Source organism: Plantactinospora soyae (genome assembly GCF_014874095.1).
Lineage (GTDB): Bacteria > Actinomycetota > Actinomycetes > Mycobacteriales > Micromonosporaceae > Plantactinospora > Plantactinospora soyae.
On record NZ_JADBEB010000001.1, the window covers coordinates 2219065 to 2238423 of the forward strand.

Below are 19359 nucleotides of genomic sequence, written 5' to 3' on the forward strand. Positions count from 1 at the left end.
CTGTGTGATTCACAGCAAACGAACAACAGACCCCCAAATGTGTTTTGGGTGGTGTTGTTTGATTTGTTGATAGAGTTACGGCGGTTATGGCGGAGGGGAAACGCCCGGTAACATTCCGAACCCGGAAGCTAAGCCCTCCAGCGCTGATGGTACTGCACTCGGGAGGGTGTGGGAGAGTAGGACGCCGCCGGACATCTTCATAATGTAGGGCCACCCTCCGGGGTGGCCCTACATTGTTTTACCGATCGTTTCTCAACCGGTCCGGTGACATGGAATGGTCGGTTCCCACGGCCCCGACCACGACTCGACCGGTTCAGCCACCCAGACTCGTGGCGGCCGACCTGATCGCCGACGAGAAGTAGCTGACCTGGGTGTAGACGCCCGGGTAGTTGGCCCGGGCACAGCCGTTGCCCCAGCTGACGATGCCGACCTGGACCAGGCCGCTGCCGCCCTGCCGGAACATCGGGCCGCCCGAGTCGCCCTGGCAGGTGTCGGTACCTCCGGAGAGCGGTCCGGCGCAGATCTCCTCGGCGGCGATGACGTCACCGTCGTACGACGACGGTCCGTTGCAGACCGAGTCGCTGACGAACGGCACGCTCGCCTTCAGCATGTAGCGCTGTTGCGGGCCGTTCTCCCGGCTGGAACCCCAGCCGGCGATGGTGAAGGTTCCGCTGTCGTACGCGGTGCTGGTCGCGATCGGCAGGGTACTGAGCCCGGTGGCCGGACTGGCCAGTCGGATCAGCGCCCAGTCGTCGCCGGCGCCGTTGTAGCCCGGTGCCCGGTAGACGTAGTTGGACCGGATCTGGATCCGGCTCGACGACTGCAGGTCCACGACGCCGAGCGTGGCGGTGATGGTGGTGTTGTTGCCGGTACGCCCGACGCAGTGTGCGGCGGTGAGGACCAGACGGGGACTGTAGAGCGCCCCGCCGCAGCCCATCGACAGTCGCACCATGAACGGGAATTCGCCCTGTGCGGCAGGGGTGCCGCCGACGACGAACGGTGTGACGTCGCTGTTCTCCGGGGCGGCGCTGACCGGTGCGGCCAGGGCGACGCCGCCGACCGTCGCCGCGGCGAACGCGACGGCGGCCAGGCGGGTGAGGGTACGCCAACGAGCCATGTGGGTCCTCTCCGAGCATCGATGGCACGCCTTGTGGGCGCGCGCTGATCACGATGCCGGCAGCGTAGGGACCCGGATCGGTATATCGCAATGTGCCGATGCCATCCCGGTTGTGTCATACCACCCGGGAAGCCCGCTGGTCAGCCGCAGCTGTAGCGGGGCTCGGCGAGGTACTTCCAGGTGAACTTCTCCCGCTTGAGCACCTTGCCGCCCTTGTGGAAGACCCGGTACGCGTCCTGGGTGAAGCCGTCGATGCCGTTGGTGGGGATGCAGGACGGGCCGGCGGCCAGCTTGATCACCTTCGGCTTGGTGATGTTCCGGCGTGGGCTGTACTCGGTGGTCACCTTGTCGTACACCTTCGTGCTCCACATCGACACGGTGATCGAACTCGACGTGTGCGAGGTGTCGATCAGTACGCCGTGCGGGGTGTCGTTCTTGAACTTGAAGTCCAGGTTCGGCCAGAAGATGGTCGACTCGATCACCGCTGGATAGCGGCTGAACCAGTACGAGTGCGGCTTGTGCTCCACGTCCTCCAGCCCGGCGTAGTACGACGCGTTGAACAGCGTCGTGGTGAACTGGGAGGTACCGCCACCGACTCCCGGCACGAGCTTGCCGTCGAGGATGACCGGCGCGTCGCGGTAGCCCTGGGAGTAGCCGCGCTCGCCGGTGTGGCCGTTGAGCGAGAAGGTCTCTCCCGGCTTCACCAGCGTGCCGTCCACGTCCCGGGCGATCGTCACGATGTTCTGGCTCCGGGCGGAGCTGAGTCCGCCGGTGAAGTTGGTGGTGAAGCTGGAGACCCGCTCCTTGATGCCCATCTTGGCGACGTCGTCGGTGCTGACCTTCGGCTGCACCGCCTTGAGTTTCGCCGTGACCTCACGTCCGTCGGCCTTCGACAGCACCGGCAGCAGTTCGCGGGCCAGCGTGGCCGTGTCCACCTGCTGCCCGCCGGCGCCCGCGACCATCTTCGGCTTGTTGCCCTGGATCGACATGCTGGCGTCCTTCGCCTTCACCTCGACCCTGCCGAGCTGGCTGGTCAGCGCGGAGCGCAGCTTCTTCTCGTCCACCCGGGGCTGGATCTTGCCGGTCTTGTCGGAGCTGAGGACGAGGCTCTTCGCGATCGCGGCCGGCGGAATCGTGAAGGCACCCCGTTCGGTCTTCACCGACACCGCCGTGGCAACTGCCGGCTTGGCGAGTTCGGTGATCAGCCGATCCACCTCCTCGGTGGTGGTCACCGGATGCGTCTCGACCAGTGGCACCACCACCGGCTGGCCCCGCAGCCAGCCGTCCCGTACGGCCCTGGCCGAGTCGTCGGCCCGGATGCCCTTGCTCGGCTTCGGGTACACCGCTTTCGGGGTGGTGCCGGCGAAGGTGACTGCCGGCAACGTCATCTGCGGGCCGCTCTTGCCGATGATTTTGCGCAGTTCGTTGTCGAGTTTCTCGGCGTCCACGGTGACGACCGGCGCCGCGTCCCGGGAACCGAACAACAGGCTGACCGGCCCGGGGCGCTGTGCGACGGCAGCCGCCACGGTCGCCTCCACGTCGACCGCGAGCCCGACGGCGGCCGGGGAGATCTCACCGGTCCGGTCGCCGATCCGTACTGGCACCGGTGTGGTGAACGTGCTGGCCCGGCGGTCCAGGTCGGCGCGGAGAGCTGTGACGGCCTCGGCCCGGCTCTTGCCGCCCAGGTCGATGCCGAGCACGTTGGTGCCCCGGGGAACCTCGCCGGCGTACGCGTAGCCACCGGCCGCCGTGCCTCCGACGACGAGTACGGCGGCGACGGTGCCGATCGCGAGCAGTGTCCGGCGCAGCCCTCGGCGGGCCGTCGGAGCGGGCTCTGGGCCAGCGGCGCCCGGGTTCTCCCATCCACCGGAGGCAGGCGTGCCGGGACCGCCGGCATCGGTGCCGGTCGGACGGTCGAGGAGAGCGCCACCGACGGCGGCCCCGCCGGAACGAGCGGCACCGGCCGTCGGACCGCCGAAGCTGGGGTTGCCGGCCGTCGGGCCGCCGAGGCCGGCGTTGCCGGCTGTCGGGCCACCGAGGCCGGGGTTGCCGGCTGTCGCGCCACCAAAGCTGACGTTGCCGACTGCCGGACCGCCGAAGCCGACGTTGCCGGCTGTTGGACCGCCGAAGCTGACGTTGCCGACTGTCGGACCGGCGAAGCCGGCGTTGCCGGCTGTCGGGCCACCGAGGCCGGGGTTGCCCGCTGTCGGGCCACCGAAGCCGGCGTTGCCGGCTGTCGGGCCGGTGACGCCGGTGCGGGGGCCACCCGATGTGCCCGCCCCGAAGGGCGCGGTGCCGGGGGCGGTCGCGTTCCGGGCCTGGCCGGATCGCTGCTCCGCCGGCAGCGTGACGGCAGCGATCTGGATGGTCGGACGTTCCTCGGCAGGGACCGAGACGGCGGCCATCTGGATGGTCGGCTGCTCGTCGACGGGCACTCTGTTCTCGCCGTACTGACTCACGGACACCTCGATCAGGGCGATACGGCGGGCGTCGATGTGGCCCGCTCGGCAAGACCTGGACGACTACGGTAGCCAAAACTCGGCTGGAACGGGCGGCGGCCCTCCCGGAAACGGCGGGCTTCCGAATCACTGTCGCGTCAGGCCGGACCTCGTCATCTGGCGGTGGTCCCGGGCGGTGCCGTGGGCAGCGGCCCCCGGACACCCGGTCGATAACGCCGAATAGTCCGAACTTCGGCGCGTTACAGCCGAACATCCATGGTGTTCCGTACACCTGGCAGCTCTCGGTTCGCCACCGACCCCGCATATGCTCCGACCGTCGACCCCCTATCGGAGGCAACTTGATGCGCCGGAACAGACGCGGACGCTCGCTCAAGGCGCTGGGCGTACTTCTCACCAGTGGTGCGCTCGGTATGACCAGTGGAGTCGCGGCGTTCGCCGCGGAACCCGCCGCGACGCCCTTCATCAGTGAAATTCATTATGACAACGTCGGCGCCGACAGCGGCGAGGCCATCGAGGTCGAGGCTCCGACCGGAACCGACCTTACCGGGTGGCAGCTCGTCCTCTACAACGGAAACAACGGCGCCGCATACAACACGAGGACGCTCGCCGGTGCCGTACCGGCGGCCGGGGTCGTCGTCGCGACGTACCCGACGGATGGCATCCAGAACGGCTCGCCCGACGCGGTCGCGCTCGTCGCGCCGGACGGCACCGTCGCCGAGTTCCTCAGCTACGAGGGGGGCCTGACCGGGGTCGGTGGACCGGCCAACGCACTCGCCGCCACCGACATCGGGGTGGCGGAGGGCAGCAGTACTCCGGTGGGAGAGTCGCTTCAGCGCGTCGGCGGTGACTGGCGGGCACCGGCAGCACACAGCTTCGGCACCCGCAACAGCGGTGCCGACCCCGACCCCGATCCGGAACCGGTCGGCTGCGACACCCCGGTCAGCCACACCATCGCGCAGGTCCAGGGGACCGGCGACGCGACCCCGCTGGCCGGTACCCGGGTGACGATCGAGGGTGTCGTCACCGCGGACCACCGCACCGGGGGCTACAACGGCGTCTACCTCCAGACCGCCGGCAGCGGCGGACGGGCGCCGGCCGCCGGCACCGCCTCGGACGGCCTCTTCGTCTACCTGACCACCAACACCGCCAACCACCCGGGCGTCGCGATCGGCGACCGGGTCCGGGTCAGCGGCACCGCGAGCGAGTTCAACGGGCTGACCCAGGTCAGCATCGCCGCCCGGACCGACGTACAGGTCTGTGCGGAGGGGGTCGCACTGCCGGCACCGGTCGCGCTCGGCCTGCCGCTGGACCCGGCCGCCCGCGAGTCGGTCGAGTCGATGGTGGTCGCCCCGGTCGGTCAGTACACCGTCTCCGAGGTGTACAACACCAACCGGTACGGCGAGGTGGTACTCGCCGCCGGAGACCGTGCCGCGGTCATCCCCACCGACATCGCCCGGCCCGGCTCCGACGCCGCCCGCCAGGCCGCCGCCGCGAACAAGCTCGGCCGGCTGCTGCTCGACGACGGCCGGACCACCAACCTGGCGGACGCGGGACTGCTGCCGCCGTACCTGTCGAAGGCGAACCCGCTGCGGGTCGGCGACAGCGTCGAGGCGTTCGGGCCGAGCGTGCTGTCGTACGGCTTCAACGAGTGGCGGCTCCAGCCGACCGCCCCGGTCAGCGCGGACACCCCGCCGATCGGCCGGACCACGTTCAAGGTGACCAACCCGCGTACGGCCGCACCCGAGAACGTCGGTGGCGACCTGCGGCTGGCCAGCTTCAACGTGCTGAACTACTTCGTCCACTTCGGCGGCGACGCCCGGGGTGCGCAGGACGAGGCCGGCCTCGCCAGGCAGGAGGCGAAGATCGTTTCGGCGATCAGCGCACTCGACGCCGACGTGATCGCCCTGGAGGAGATCGAGAACTCGGTCCGGTTCAACACCGTCGATCCGCAGCAGGCGCTCAAGCGACTCGTCGCCGCGCTGAACACGGCCGACGGCGCCGGTACCTGGGACTACGTCCGCAGCCCGGCCGACCTGCCGGGCGCGACCCAGCAGGACTTCATCACCACGGCGATCATCTTCAAGCCGGCCAAGGCGCAGCCCAAGGGCGCGTCCCGGGCGATCAACGACGAGACCGTCTGGTCCAACGCCCGGGAGCCGATCGCGCAGAGCTTCACTGCCGGCCCGGTCACCTTCACCGTGGTGGCCAACCACCTCAAGTCGAAGAGCACCTCCGACGCCGCGACCGGCGACAACGCCGACAGCGGTGACGGACAGGGCGCGTTCAACGGCGACCGGGTACGCCAGGCGCGTTCCCTGGTCACCTTCGTCGAGCAGTTGAAGACGGACAGTGGCAGCGACGACGTACTGCTGCTGGGCGACTTCAACGCGTACACCCGGGAGGACCCGATGCAGGTCCTCTACGACGCGACGTACGTCGACCTCAACGACACCGGCAAGCACAGTTACGTCTTCGGGGGCGAGTCCGGCTCGCTGGACCACGCGGTCGCCTCGCCGTCGCTGGCCGCCCGGGTCACCGGCGTCGACATCTGGCAGATCAACTCGCACGAGTCGTACGCCTTCCAGTACGACGGGCACCCCGAGTTCTACGCCGCCGACCCGTACCGGGCCAGCGACCACAACCCGATCGTCGTCGGGCTGAACACCGCCCCGGCCGGTCCGGTCGAGCTGCAACTGTTGAGCGTCAACGACTTCCACGGTCGGCTCGAATCCCCCGGCAACGCGCCGGACGGACGGCCGATCGGCGGAGCCGCCCAGGTCGCCGGCCTGGTCAACCAGTTGCGGGCGGAGAACCCGAACACCGCCTTCGTCTCCGGCGGCGACAACATCGGTGCCTCCACCTTCATCTCGGCGATCGACGCCGACAACCCGACGATCGACGCGCTGAACCAGATCGGGGTGGCCGCCTCGGCGGTCGGTAACCACGAGTTCGACAAGGGCATCGCGGATCTGACGGGCCGGGTCACCGACCGGGCCGACTTCCCGCTGCTCGGCGCCAACGTGTACCGGGGGAACGAGCGGGTGCTGCCGGCGTACTCGGTCAGCACCATCGGCGGGATCCGGGTCGGGTTCGTCGGCGTGGTGACCGAGCAGACCGGTTCGCTGGTCAGCCCGGACGGCATCGCCGGGATCACCTTCCGGGAGCCGGTGGCCGAGGCCAATGCGGTCGCCGGACAGCTCAAGGACGGCGATCCCGCCAACGGCGAGGCCGACGTGGTGGTGCTGCTCGCCCACGAGGGGGCGGCGACCGAGAACATCAGCTCGGCCGAGGAACTGGCGAACGACCCGGTCTTCGGAAAGTTCACCCGGGCGAACGCGACCATCGACGCCATCTTCAGCGGCCACACCCACCAGCCGTACGCCTTCGAGGTGCCGGTGCCCGGCACGGACAAGCTGCGTCCGGTGGTCCAGGCCGAGGACTACGGCAAGCGGCTGGGCCGGGTCAACCTGACCTTCGACCCGGCCACCGGCGAGGTCACCACGGCCGACGCCGGGCTCGTCGACGTGGTCGGCGCACCGCAGGACCCGGCGGTGGCCGAGATCGTGGCGGCGGCCAAGGTCCGGGCCCAGGAACTGGGCCAGCGGGAACTCGGCTCGATCACCGCGGACATCAAGCGGGCGTACAACGAGGCGGGTAACGAGGACCGGGGCAAGGAGTCGGTGCTCGGCAACTTCATCGCCGACGTGCAGCTCGCCGGCACCTCCGCAGCCGGCCGGGGCGGGGCGCAGATCGCGTTCATGAACCCGGGTGGCCTTCGGGCCGACCTGCTGTACGGCGCCGACGGCGTGGTCACCTACTCGGAGGCGTTCTCGGTGCAGCCGTTCGCCAACGACGTGGTGACGAAGAGCTACACCGGTGCCCAACTCAAGCAGGTACTGGAGGAGCAGTGGCAGCCGGCGGGCGCGTCCCGGCCGGTGCTCTGGCTGGGCGTCTCGAAGGGGTTCAGCTACACCTACGACCCGGAGGCCGCACAGGGCTCCCGGATCACGTCGATGTCCCTGAACGGCACGCCGGTCAGCCCGACCGGCAGCTACCGGTTGACGGTCAACTCGTTCCTCGCCTCGGGTGGGGACAACTTCGTCACCCTGGCCGGCGGCACCGATCGGGTCACCACCGGGGACAACGACCTGACCATGTTGACCGACCACCTCGCCGAGAACTCGCCGGTGACCGCCGATCCGGCGCCCCGGTCGACGATCGGGCGGCCCGGTCCGCAGTGCACCACGACGATCACCGGTCGGCACAACCGGCCACTGACCGTCTTCTCCGGGCTGACCTGCCTGGACAACGCGACGATCTCGGGACCGGTGACCGTACTGCCGGGCGCGTCCCTGGTGGCCACCGGCGGCAGCATCGCCGGCCCGGTGACCGCGACCCGTTCGGTGCTGCTCACCCTGGACGGCACCACGGTCTCCGGCCCGGTGTCGGTGGTCGGCGGGACCGGCCAGGTGCTCGTCGAGAAGGGCAGGGTGAGCGGCCCGGTCTCGATCGTGCTGAGCAGCGGCGGCGTACGGGTGGACACCGTCACCGTCTCCGGCCCGGTCTCCCTGGTCGGGAACACCGGCAGCGAGCCGGTGCTGGTGGCCGGTAACAAGATCAGTGGCCCGCTCTCCTGCCTGGGCAACAACCCCGGGCCGGGCAACGACGGCCGGGCCAACACGGTCCGGGGCCCGGCGACGGGACAGTGCGCCCGGCTCTGAGCGGACGCTGAGTCCGCGACGTCGAGTGTGGAAAGTCACGGCTGCGGGTTCGGGACCGGAACACGGTCCCGGGCCCGCAGTCCGGTTTCCGGCGTCCTCGGATCCGGGTGGTGGCGTCCGATGCGGATTTGGACGGATACGTACGACGGCCACATGCGCATAGCGGGCCAGGTACGCATCGCCACCGAATGCGGATGGCGACCGGATAGACACGGCGACTCGACAACGACCGAGCGGGTCGGAGACGGATCGGCGTCGGTACGGCAAACGGGATTAGTTGGCGCGGACCGTACCAGAGTATCGGCTATCAATTACGAACCGCCGGATCGGCCGCCTTCCACTGGCCTAACGGACCATTTTGTGCCGTGAGGCCGATACGGGGCAGCGCGCTGAATAAAGGAACCCTTAAGGTTCTCGACGGCGCCGCCCCACGGGGGTCAACCGCCCCAAGTGGGCAGTGCGGCGCGCAATCTGTCGCGAGGAGTACCCTTGCCTCCACGTTTCATCCACCGGCCGTTGGCGCTCGCCTCGGTGGTCGCGCTCGGCGCCACCGCCGCCATCGCTGGCACGACGGCGGTACAGGCGAGCCCGGCCGGCACTGGCAACGTGCTGACCTCCAGCAACGGCAGCACCAGCATCACGTTCTCCAGTGGTGCCAAGCTCACGCTCGACAGCCCTGAAGACCCGACCATCACCACCATGCACGGGGCCGCCTGGGCCCCGGACGGCAGCCGGGCGATCTTCGCCACCGAGAACGGCCGGATCGCGACGGTCCGGCACAACGAGGGCTGGGACTACTGGTGGATGTCCGCCCCGGACAACGTCCAGCGTCGTGACCCGAGCTACCGGGGCGACGGTATCGGTGTGCTCTGGGCCGCCAAGCAGGCCGGCCAGCCGTGGCGGCTCGAGGTGCAGGTCAGCTCGGGCGGCTTCACCGCGAATCCCATCTCACCCCAGGACGGGCGGCACTACCTGGCGCCGGACTCCGGCCCGGGTAGCCTCTTCGTCTACCAGACCCAGGCCGACAGCGGGGGCGTGCCGAGTGGAACGCCGGACGTCGGCGTCTTCGACCCGAACACCGACGACGGATTCCAGACGATCCTGTCGAACGCCAGCAACCCTGCCATGGCACCGAACGGCAAGAAGGTCGCGTTCATCCGCTCGGACGGCACCCGCAACCAGGTCTGGGTCGCCAACATCGACGGCAGCAACGTGGTCCAGGTGACCTCGAACGCGGCCAACCACGACAACCCGGTCTGGTCGCCCGACGGCAACACCGTCGCGTTCAGCCAGAACACCGGCGTAGCGACGGCACCGGCGAACGGCAGCGGGGCGGCGACCCCGACCACGGTGGCCAACCTCTCCGGGGTGCCCTCGTACCAGCCGCGTCGGTCGGACAAGGTCGTCCGGGTATTCGGGCAGAACCGGTACACCACCGCGGCCGCGGTTTCCCAGTCGCACTGGGCCACCGCATCGAACGCCTCGGACCCGCGTCAGTCGGCCGAGGGCGTCGTACTGTCCCGGTCGGACCTGTTCGCCGACGCGCTCGGCGGTGCGGCGCTGGCCGCCGCGAAGCAGGGTCCGCTGCTGATGACCCACCCGAACGGGCTGGACGTCACCACCCGGACCGAGATCCAGCGGATTCTCGCCCCGGGCAAGACCGTCTACCTGCTCGGCAGCCCCGGTGCGATCTCGACCACGGTGGAGAACCAGGTCACCGCGCTCGGCTACCAGGTGAAGCGGCTCGCCGGCCAGAACCGGTACACCACCTCGCTCGCCATCGCGGACGAGATCAACCCGGAACCGACCTGGGTGTTCGCCGCCACCGGCGCCAACTTCCCGGACGCGCTGGCGGCCGGTGCGGCGGCCGGCTCGTTCAACACCCCGGGCAGTGACGAGGCTGCGGTGGTCATCCTCACCAGGGACTACGTCCTGGACCCGGCGACCGAGACCTACCTCAACGAGTTGAATGAGCGGTCGGTGGTCGTGGGAGTCGGCCTGCAGGGCAAGACCGCCACGGCACAGTACAACCCGATCGAGATCTACGGAACGAACCGTTACGAGACGGCTCTGATGACCGCCTGGGGATTCTTCGGAGGCACCGCGTACGCCGGAATCGCGACCGGTGCGGACTGGCCGGACGCGCTCGCCGGTGGTGCCCTGATGGCGACGATCAACGGTCCGATGCTGCTCACCCGGGGTGGCGCGTCGACGTTGTCGCTGGAGCCTGAGCTCTTCCTCGACGAGCACAGCGGGTCCCTGCACAGCGGGCTCATCTTCGGCTCGGCCGGCGTCGTCGCCACCGGGCAGCAGGCGGGCGTCGGTACCTGGATCAGCGGTCCGGGTGGGTACACCCAGGTGCAGAACCCGACCAACATCGGGATCAACGGCGCCGTCGGAGTCAACAGCGCGGCCAAGAGCAAGCGGGCCAAGACGGCGACGGAGCCGACCGGGCGCCGTACGCCCGAGCAGATCCGGGCCTCCCTGGCCGAACTGCAGGAGCGCTTGGAGCGGTAGCAAGGCAGTACAGAAACGGGTACGCGCGGGGGCCGGTCAATCGACCGGCCCCCGTTCGCCTGCCCGGGGTCGTCCGCCGGCGAGGCGAAAATCCAACTCAGGCGTAAAACTAGATTGGTACGTCCGAATTGTGCTGCGGTATTCGACGCCGTTTCCGGGACCGCCGGACCGGCACGGGGCAGCGCGATTCATAACGGGAGCCATATGGTGCAGGAGGCGTCGCCCCACGGGGGGCCAGCCGGCCCAGCTGGGAAGTGCGGCGCGCAGCTGTCACGAGGAGCCCTGTTTTGACTCCACGTCAACTCCATCGGCCATTGGCGCTCGCCTCGGTCCTCGCCCTCGCCGCGACCACTGTGCTCAGTGGTACGACCGCGGCCACCGCCAGCCCCGGCGGCGACGGCGAGGTGTTGAGCGCCAGCAATGGCACCAACACACTGCGGTTCGCCAGTGGTGAGACCCTCACCGTGGCGCAGGTGATCGACGGCGCCTCATGGTCGCCCGACGGCAGCCGTCTCATCTACTCCGACAGCGGCGGCCAGATCGTCACCATCCGGTTCGACGACGCCAGCAACCACTTCATCGTCTCCCCGTACATCATGGCTCCCCCCGAGGACACGATCGTCGATCGCCGCGACCCCAGTTACCGGGGTAACGGCGTCGAGGCGGTCTGGGCCGGGAAGGAGGCCGGCAGGCCGTGGCGGCTGGAGGTGCAACGGGCGGTGAGCGGCAACGCCCCGACCACCCTCTCGCCGCAGGACGGGCGGCACTACCTGCGTCCGGACGCCGGTCCCGGTGACCTGGTCGTCTACCAGACGCAGGCCGGCGGCGCGGACGCCCCGAGCGGGCGGTCGGACGTCGGGATCTACGACCCGCGCCTCGGCTTCCGGACCATCGTGGAGAACGCCAGCAACCCCGCCATCTCCCCGGACGGTACGAGGGTGGCGTTCATCCGCGCGGACGGCAACGGTCGCAACCAGGTCTGGGCCGCCGACATCGACGGCGACAACGTTTCCCCGGTGACGTCGAACGCGGCCAACCACGACCACCCGGCCTGGTCGCCGATCGGCAGGACCATCGCGTTCAGCCAGGACAACGGCGTGGCGACGGCGCCCGCCGACGGCAGCGCGGCCGGCAACCCGTCCGTGGTGGCCGGACTGTCCGGCGTACCGGCGTACCAGCCGCGTCGGCGGGACACGGTGGCGCGACTCACCGGCCAGAACCGGCACACCACGGCGGTCGCCGTTTCGCAGTCCCACTGGGCGAGCGTGGCCGACGGCGCCGACGCCCGGCAGGCGGCCGGATCGGTCGTACTCTCCCGGTCGGACCTGTACGCCGACGCGCTCGGCGGCGGGGCGCTGGCCGCCGCTAAGCAGGGGCCGCTGTTGCTGACCCCGCCGGACGCGCTGGACGACGCCACCCGGACCGAGATCCAGCGGATCCTCGCCCCCGGTAGGACCGTCTACCTGCTCGGCAGCCCCGGTGCGCTCTCGGTCAACGTGGAGACCCAGGTCAGGGCGCTGGGCTACCAGGTCGAGCGGCTCGCCGGCCAGGACCGCTACACGACCTCGATCGCCATCGCCAACGAGATCGACCCGACTCCCGACCTGGTTCTCACCGCGACCGGCGCCGACTTCCCGGACGCGCTCGCGGCCGGCGCGGCGGCCGGCGCGCACAACCTTCCGGGCAGTGAGAGGTCGGCGGTGGTGGTACTGACCAAGGACTACGTGCTGACCCCGGAAACCAAGAGTTATCTGGACGCACTGCCGGGGTACCCCGCCATCTACGGGATCGGCCTCCAGGCGTCCATCGCCACCAGGCCGTACCGGCGGACCGAGATCATCGGCAAGAACCGTTTCGAGACGGCGTGGTACACGGCCTGGTTCTTCTTTGGCGCCACGCCGTACGTCGGGGTCGCCACCGGCTGGGACTGGCCGGACGCGCTCGCCGGTGGTGCGCTGATGGGCACGATCGGGTCTCCGCTCCTGCTCACCCGGGGCACCGACCCGAACCTCTCCACCGAGGTGGAGTGGTACCTCGACGAGAACAGCGCGACGGTGCACACCGGGCTCGTCTTCGGTGGCCCGAGTGTCGTCTCGGCCGACCAGCAGACCCGGGTCGGCAGCCGGATCAGTGGTCCGGGCGGGTTCGACCAGCGGGAGAACGTGACCGACCTCGGGATCTCCGGTGCGGTCGTCCCGGCCGTCGGGGCCGGTGGCGCGGGGCGGCAGCCGACGACCGGCGCCCCGGAACTCCGTACCCCGGAGCAGGCCGAGGCGCTCGCGGCGGAGCTCAAGGAGCGGACGCGCCGGTAACGGCGGTGCGGTGCGGGGGACCGGTCGGCGGACCGGTCCCCCGCCTACGTTCCGGACCGGGGCGGGCGCCCGGTCAGCCGGATTCGGCGCTGTCCTGGATCGCCTGCCGGAAGACCCGGGACCGGTGCGCGTAGTTGTCGAACCGGCCGTAGCTGGGTGCGGCCGGGGAGAGCAGCACCACCCCACCGGCGGGGGTGCGCTCCCGGCCGATCCGGACCGCCTCGACCAGGTCGTCGGCGGTCAGGGTGGTGATCGTGGGTACGTCCTTCACCACGTCCAGGATCCGGGGCCCGCTGTCCGGGATGCCGATCATCGTCGCGGTGATCCCCTGCTCGGCGAGGAAGTCGCGCAGCGGTGCGTAGTCCACCCCCCGGTCCTCGCCGCCGACGATGACCGTCAACGGGCGGGCCGCGTACGCCTCGATGGCGTGGATCGCCGACTGCGGGATGGTCGAGAGCGAGTCGTCGACGAAGGTGATGCCGGACGGGTCCTCGATCGGGGTGAGCCGGTGCTCCAGCGCCGGCAGGGTGGCCAGCGCGGCGGCGAGTCGCTCCCGCTCGGCGACACAGTCGACGCCGACCGCCCGGAGCGCGGCGAGTGCGACACAGAGGTTCCACTCGTTGTGCCGGCCGACCAGCGCCAGGGCGGTACGCGGAAAGAGCGGCTGGTCGTCGACGTACAGCCAGGGGGTGCCGTCCGGGCCGGCGGCGACTCCGACCCCGGCCTCCGGTCCGGTGGCCGACCCGGCGGGCACCAGCGGCAGCCCGGCGCGGGCCGTCAGTTCGGCCCGGAGCCGCTCGTCGTACGCGTTGAACACCACCTGCCGGGGCCCGTGCTCGACGATGTTGAGCTTGTGGCGGTAGTACTCGGCCTCGCCACCGGCCCAGTCGAGGTGCTCCGGCACCAGTGAGGTGAGCACCGCCACCTCGGGTGAGTCGGTCAGGTCGGCGCACTGGTACATGGAGAGTTCCAGCACGTACCGGTCGGCGGGGGGCAGGTCGAGCACCGGTACGCCGATGTTGCCGCCGATCGCGTTGGGCCGATCGACCGCGGTGAGCAGGTGGCTGATCAGGTTGGTGGTGGTGCTCTTGCCCTTGCTGCCGGTCACCCCGATGGTCGCGGCGGCGTGTTCGGCCATCCACAGCGCGGTGCCGCTGGTGATCGGCACGCCCTGCTGACGTAGGCGTACCACCCAGGGGTGGGTCTCGCCGATCACCGGGGACCGGACCACCACGTCCGCCCGGAGCAGGGCCTCCAGGGCGGCGGGCCCGGTGTGCAGGGGTGCCGCCTCGGCGAGCCGCCCGGTCCAGGGGTTGGCGGCGTAGGTTTCCCGGTCCATCACCGCGACGAGGTCGGCCGGTCCGACCGGCGCGATGGCGTTGACCGCCGCCACGCCCTCCCGGCCGGTGCCCCAGACCGCGACGCGCCGACCACGCAATTCCGTCAACTGCACCCGAGAACTCCTTCGCCCGCGGATCGCCCGCGGTCCACGGTGGCGATCATGCGCGTTCTGGTACGCGCCCAAACTCTAGTCGGGGCGGCCCGGCGTCGGGTGGGGGATGCGCGGTGCCGACTTCGTCGCCGGGGCTGTTGTCCGGATCACGTCGCCGGCCGGGGGAGAGGCGGTAAATCAATGGTGAGTGAGTCGCTCACTCAGTTACAGTTCCCCTCCGTGAGAGCAGACGGCACCAGCGACGCGGCGGACCGCCCGGGAACCGGGCCGGCCCAGTGCCCCTCGAAACGGGCCCGGCCACTGCCGCCGGACGAGCGCCGCGCGGCGCTGATCGCCGCCACTCTGCCGCTGGTGGCCGAGTACGGGACGAAGGTCAGCACGAGGCAGATCGCCGAGGCCGCCGGGGTCGCCGAGGGCACGATCTTCCGGGTCTTCCCGGACAAGGACTCGCTGATCCAGGCGGCCGTCTCGACCGCACTGGATCCCACCGAACCACTGGCCGAACTCGCCGCGGTGGACCCGGCGCTGCCGCTGCGCGAGCGGCTCACCGAGGCGGCCGGCATCATGCAACGGCGCCTGATCGGTGTGATCAACCTGCTGATCGCGATCGGGGTGCACTCTCCGCCGCCGCCCAAGGAACACGAGGAGCACCGCGCCAACCTCCGGGCGCCGAGGGAGCGGATCCTCGAACTGACCGCCGACCTGCTGCGGCCGGACCAGCACCAGTTCCGCTACCCGGTCGAGGAGGTGGCCCGGCTGATGCAGCTGGTCCTCTTCTCCGGCTCCCACCCACTGATAACCGAGGGGCAGCCGATCGCCCCGGAGGAAATCGTTGCCCTGCTGCTCGACGGGGTGCGTCGACACCACCCGGAGCAGTCATGATCTTCAACCGCGCATTCGAAACGGGGGGTCAGCGATGCTGACGCGACTACTACGCGGCTACCTGCGGCCGTACGCCCGACCGCTCACCGCCGTGGTGCTGCTGCAACTCGTCGGCACCATGGCCTCGCTCTACCTGCCGAGCCTCAACGCCGACATCATCGACAACGGCATCGCCCGGGGCGACACCGGCTACATCGTCAGCACCGGCGGCTGGATGCTGCTGATCAGCGGGGTGCAGATCGCCTGCTCGATCGCGGCGGTCTTCTTCGGCGCGCGGACCGCGATGAGCTTCGGTCGGGACCTACGGGCCGCGATCTTCCATCGGGTGATGGGATTCTCCGCCCGCGAGGTCGGCCAGTTCGGCGCGCCCTCGTTGATCACCCGCAACACCAACGACGTCCAGCAGGTGCAGATGCTGGTCGTGGTGACCTGCACGATGCTGGTGGCGGCCCCGATCACCCTGTTCGGCGGCGTGATCATGGCGCTACGGGAGGACGTCGGACTCTCCTGGCTGATGCTGGTCTGCGTACCGGTGCTGGTGCTGGCCATCGGCCTGGTGATCCGTCGGATGGTGCCGCAGTTCCGGCTGATGCAGACCCGCATCGACACCGTGAACCGGGTGCTGCGGGAACAGATCACCGGCATTCGGGTCGTCCGGGCCTTCGTCCGGGAGCCGTACGAGACCCGACGGTTCGACGCGGCGAACGCCGACCTCACCGCCACCACACTCCAGGTCGGCCGGCTGATGGCGCTGGTCTTCCCGATCGTGATGCTGGTGCTCAACGCCTCCAGCGTCGCGGTGCTCTGGTTCGGCGCCTCCCGGATCGACTCGGGACAGATCCAGATCGGTGCGCTGACCGCCTTCCTGAGCTACCTGATGTTCATCCTGATGTCCGTCATGATGGCGACCTTCATGCTGATCATGGTGCCGAGGGCGGCGGTGTGCGCCGAGCGGATCGTCGAGGTGCTCGACACCGGATCCTCCGTGGTGTCGGCCCCGCGACCGGTGACCGAGGTCGCGGTGCACGGTGACCTCGAACTGCGGGACGTCCGGTTCCAGTACCCGGGTGCCGCGGCTCCGGTGCTCCGGGACATCTCGTTCCGGGCCCGGGCCGGACAGACGACCGCGATCATCGGCAGCACCGGAGCGGGCAAGACCACCCTGTTGGGGCTGGTGCCGAGGCTCTTCGACGTCACCGGCGGTGCCGTACTGGTGGACGGGGTCGACGTCCGGGAACTCGACGCGGACCTGCTCTGGGAGCGGATCGGCCTGGTGCCGCAGCGGCCGTACCTCTTCACCGGAACGATCGCCAGCAACCTGCGGTACGGCAAGCCGGACGCGACCGACGAGGAACTCTGGGCCAGCCTGGAGATCGCCCAGGCCCGGGACTTCGTCGAGGCGCTGCCGGAGGGGCTGGACGCTCCGATCGCGCAGGGCGGAACGAACCTGTCCGGTGGGCAGCGGCAACGGCTCGCCATCGCCCGCGCCCTGGTCCGGAAACCGGAGATCTACCTCTTCGACGACTCGTTCTCCGCACTCGACCTCGGCACCGACGCGCGGCTGCGGGCGGCACTGCGCCCGGTCACGGCCGACGCCGCAGTGGTGATCGTGGCGCAGCGGGTTTCCACCATCGTCGACGCCGACCAGATCATCGTGCTGGAGAACGGGTCGATCGTCGGCGCCGGCCGGCACGACGAACTCCTGGAGAGCTGTACGACGTACGCCGAGATCGTCGAGTCCCAGTTGGCCGTGGCGGTCCGGTCATGAGCGAGCGGAGCGAGCGAATCAGCGACGCCAACGGCAAGCCGGCGGACGAGCAGACCCGGAGTGCGGAATTGAACCAGAAGACGGCCCCGACGACTCCGGCGCGGTTGCCGGCCGGGGGCGGGCGGGGCGGCCCCGCGTGGGCGAGCGTCGGAATGCCGGCCGAGAAGTCGATGAACTTCGGCCCGTCGGCCCGGCGGTTGATGGGCCGGCTCCGGCCGCAGCGGGTACACCTGCTCGCGGTCATCGTGCTGGCGATCGTCAGCGTGGGGATGTCGGTGGTCGGCCCGAAGATCCTCGGGCACGCCACCGATCTGATCTTCTCCGGGTTGATCGGCAAGCAACTGCCGGCCGGGGTGACCGCCCAGCAGGCCGCCGACAATGCCCGCGCGGCCGGCAACGACAGCTTCGCCGACATGCTGGAGAAGATGGACGTCCTGCCGGGCGTCGGCATCGACTTCGGCCGGCTCGGCCAGGTGCTGCTGCTGGCGATGGGCCTGTTCCTCGCCGCCAGCCTGCTCGGCTGGTTGCAGGGGTACATCCTGAACGGTGCCGTGCAGAACACCATCCGGCAGTTGCGCGCCGACGTCGAGGACAAGCTCAACCGGCTGCCGTTGCCGTACTTCGACGGCCAGCCCCGGGGCGAGTTGCTCAGCCGGGTCACCAACGACATCGACAACATCTCGCAGAGCCTGCAACAGACGCTGAGCCAGCTCCTCACCTCGCTGCTCACCGTCATCGGCGTACTCGTGATGATGTTCGTGATCTCGCCGCTGCTGGCCGTGGTCGCGCTGGTCGCCGTACCGCTGTCGGTGCTCGTGACGAAGCAGATCGCGACGCGGTCACAGAAGCAGTTCATCGCGCAGTGGCAGCACACCGGGGCGTTGAACGGCCAGATCGAGGAGGCGTTCACCGGGCACGAGCTGGTCAAGGTCTTCGGCCGGCAGCGCGAGGTCGAGGCGGCCTTCGGCACCAAGAACGACGAGCTGTACAAGGCGAGCTTCTCGGCACAGTTCGTCTCGGGCATCATCATGCCGTCGATGATGTTCATCGGGAACCTGAGCTACGTGCTGATCGCGGTGATCGGCGGCCTGCGGGTCGCCTCCGGAACGATGACGCTGGGCGACGTGCAGGCGTTCATCCAGTACTCCCGGCAGTTCACCCAGCCGCTGACCCAGGTCGCGTCGATGGCGAACCTGTTGCAGTCCGGGGTCGCCTCGGCCGAGCGGGTCTTCGACGTACTGGACGCGCGGGAGCAGAGCCCGGACCCGGCCGTACCGGCCCGGCTCACCGACCGGCACGGCCGGGTCGAGTTCGAGCACGTCTCCTTCCGGTACGACCCGGAGAAGCCGTTGATCGACGACCTCTCCCTGGTGGCCGAGCCCGGACACACGGTGGCGATCGTCGGGCCGACCGGCGCCGGCAAGACCACCCTGGTGAACCTGATCATGCGGTTCTACGAACTCGACGCCGGGCGCATCACCCTGGACGGCGTCGACCTCACGGAACTGCGCCGGGACACCCTGCGCGGCGAGATCGGCATGGTGCTCCAGGACACCTGGCTGTTCGGCGGCACGATCCGGGACAACATCGCGTACGGCAACCCGGAGGCGAGCGAGGAGCAGATCGTCGCGGCGGCGAAGGCGACCTTCGTCGACCGGTTCGTGCAGAGCCTGCCGGACGGCTACGACACCGTCATCGACGAGGAGGGCAACAACGTCAGCGCGGGCGAGAAGCAGCTGATCACCATCGCCCGGGCGTTCCTGTCCGACCCGTCGCTGCTGATCCTGGACGAGGCGACGAGTTCGGTGGACACCCGTACCGAGGTGTTGTTGCAGCGGGCGATGGCCGCACTGCGGGCGGACCGGACCAGTTTCGTGATCGCGCACCGGCTGTCGACCATCCGGGACGCCGACCTGATCCTGGTGATGGAGACCGGCCGGATCGTCGAGCAGGGTACCCACGACGAGCTGCTGGCTGTCGAGGGCGCGTACCACCGGCTCTACCACGCGCAGTTCTCGCAGCCGGCGGTCGAGGTGGAGCCGGCCGTGGTGGCCGGACCGGCCGGCGTACCCACCGGGGCGCCCCGGCAGCGGGGGTGACGGGCGACGGACGAGCGGTGTCGGCCGGGAC

The 19359-nt window shown here is 69.9% G+C and carries 8 protein-coding genes, 1 rRNA gene and 1 pseudogene; 7 read left to right on the forward strand and 3 right to left on the reverse strand.

Going from position 1 to position 19359, the window contains the following annotated elements:
• Positions 1 to 76: 76 nt before the first annotated feature.
• A 5S ribosomal RNA gene (gene rrf / locus H4W31_RS09925) occupies positions 77 to 193 on the forward strand.
• A gap of 120 nt (positions 194 to 313) precedes the next feature.
• On the opposite strand, the gene H4W31_RS09930 is transcribed toward rrf, so the two are convergent.
• Entirely contained in the window at positions 314 to 1117 is an 804-nt protein-coding gene (locus H4W31_RS09930) for a S1 family peptidase (RefSeq protein WP_192766387.1), read from the reverse strand.
• A gap of 140 nt (positions 1118 to 1257) precedes the next feature.
• Positions 1258 to 2952: pseudogene (locus H4W31_RS09935) on the reverse strand (VanW family protein); the annotation flags it as partial.
• Between the two features lie 965 nt (positions 2953 to 3917).
• Between H4W31_RS09935 and H4W31_RS09940 the strand changes: the two are divergent.
• From H4W31_RS09940 to H4W31_RS09950, 3 genes are all read left to right on the forward strand, one after another.
• Complete coding sequence (locus H4W31_RS09940; RefSeq protein WP_225945465.1) at positions 3918 to 8297, forward strand: ExeM/NucH family extracellular endonuclease; 4380 nt, start codon at positions 3918 to 3920, stop codon at positions 8295 to 8297.
• A gap of 489 nt (positions 8298 to 8786) precedes the next feature.
• Entirely contained in the window at positions 8787 to 10814 is a 2028-nt protein-coding gene (locus H4W31_RS09945) for a cell wall-binding repeat-containing protein (protein WP_192766388.1), read from the forward strand.
• Between the two features lie 287 nt (positions 10815 to 11101).
• The gene (locus tag H4W31_RS09950; RefSeq protein WP_192766389.1) at positions 11102 to 13126 is read left to right on the forward strand and encodes a cell wall-binding repeat-containing protein; all 2025 of its coding nucleotides are present in this window, start codon (positions 11102 to 11104) and stop codon (positions 13124 to 13126) included.
• 73 nt (positions 13127 to 13199) lie between these two features.
• Here H4W31_RS09950 and murD read toward each other — a convergent pair whose 3' ends face one another.
• Positions 13200 to 14579, reverse strand: a complete 1380-nt coding sequence (gene murD / locus H4W31_RS09955) for a UDP-N-acetylmuramoyl-L-alanine--D-glutamate ligase (RefSeq protein WP_192766390.1) — start codon at positions 14577 to 14579, stop codon at positions 13200 to 13202.
• Positions 14580 to 14798: 219 nt separating this feature from the next.
• Between murD and H4W31_RS09960 the strand changes: the two genes are divergently transcribed.
• The 3 genes from H4W31_RS09960 to H4W31_RS09970 all read left to right on the forward strand — a co-directional run bounded on the left by H4W31_RS09960 (position 14799) and on the right by H4W31_RS09970 (position 19328).
• Positions 14799 to 15461 (forward strand): TetR/AcrR family transcriptional regulator, encoded by a 663-nt coding sequence (locus H4W31_RS09960; RefSeq protein ID WP_318783120.1) that lies wholly within the window; start codon positions 14799 to 14801, stop codon positions 15459 to 15461.
• A 34-nt stretch (positions 15462 to 15495) separates the two neighbouring features.
• Positions 15496 to 17229, forward strand: a complete 1734-nt coding sequence (locus H4W31_RS09965) for an ABC transporter ATP-binding protein (protein WP_192766391.1) — start codon at positions 15496 to 15498, stop codon at positions 17227 to 17229.
• Positions 17230 to 17381: 152 nt separating this feature from the next.
• Positions 17382 to 19328 carry an ABC transporter ATP-binding protein gene (locus H4W31_RS09970; protein ID WP_225946375.1) on the forward strand — a complete coding sequence of 649 codons (1947 nt, stop codon included), beginning with the start codon at positions 17382 to 17384 and terminating at the stop codon, positions 19326 to 19328.
• The last annotated feature ends 31 nt before the right edge of the window (positions 19329 to 19359 follow it).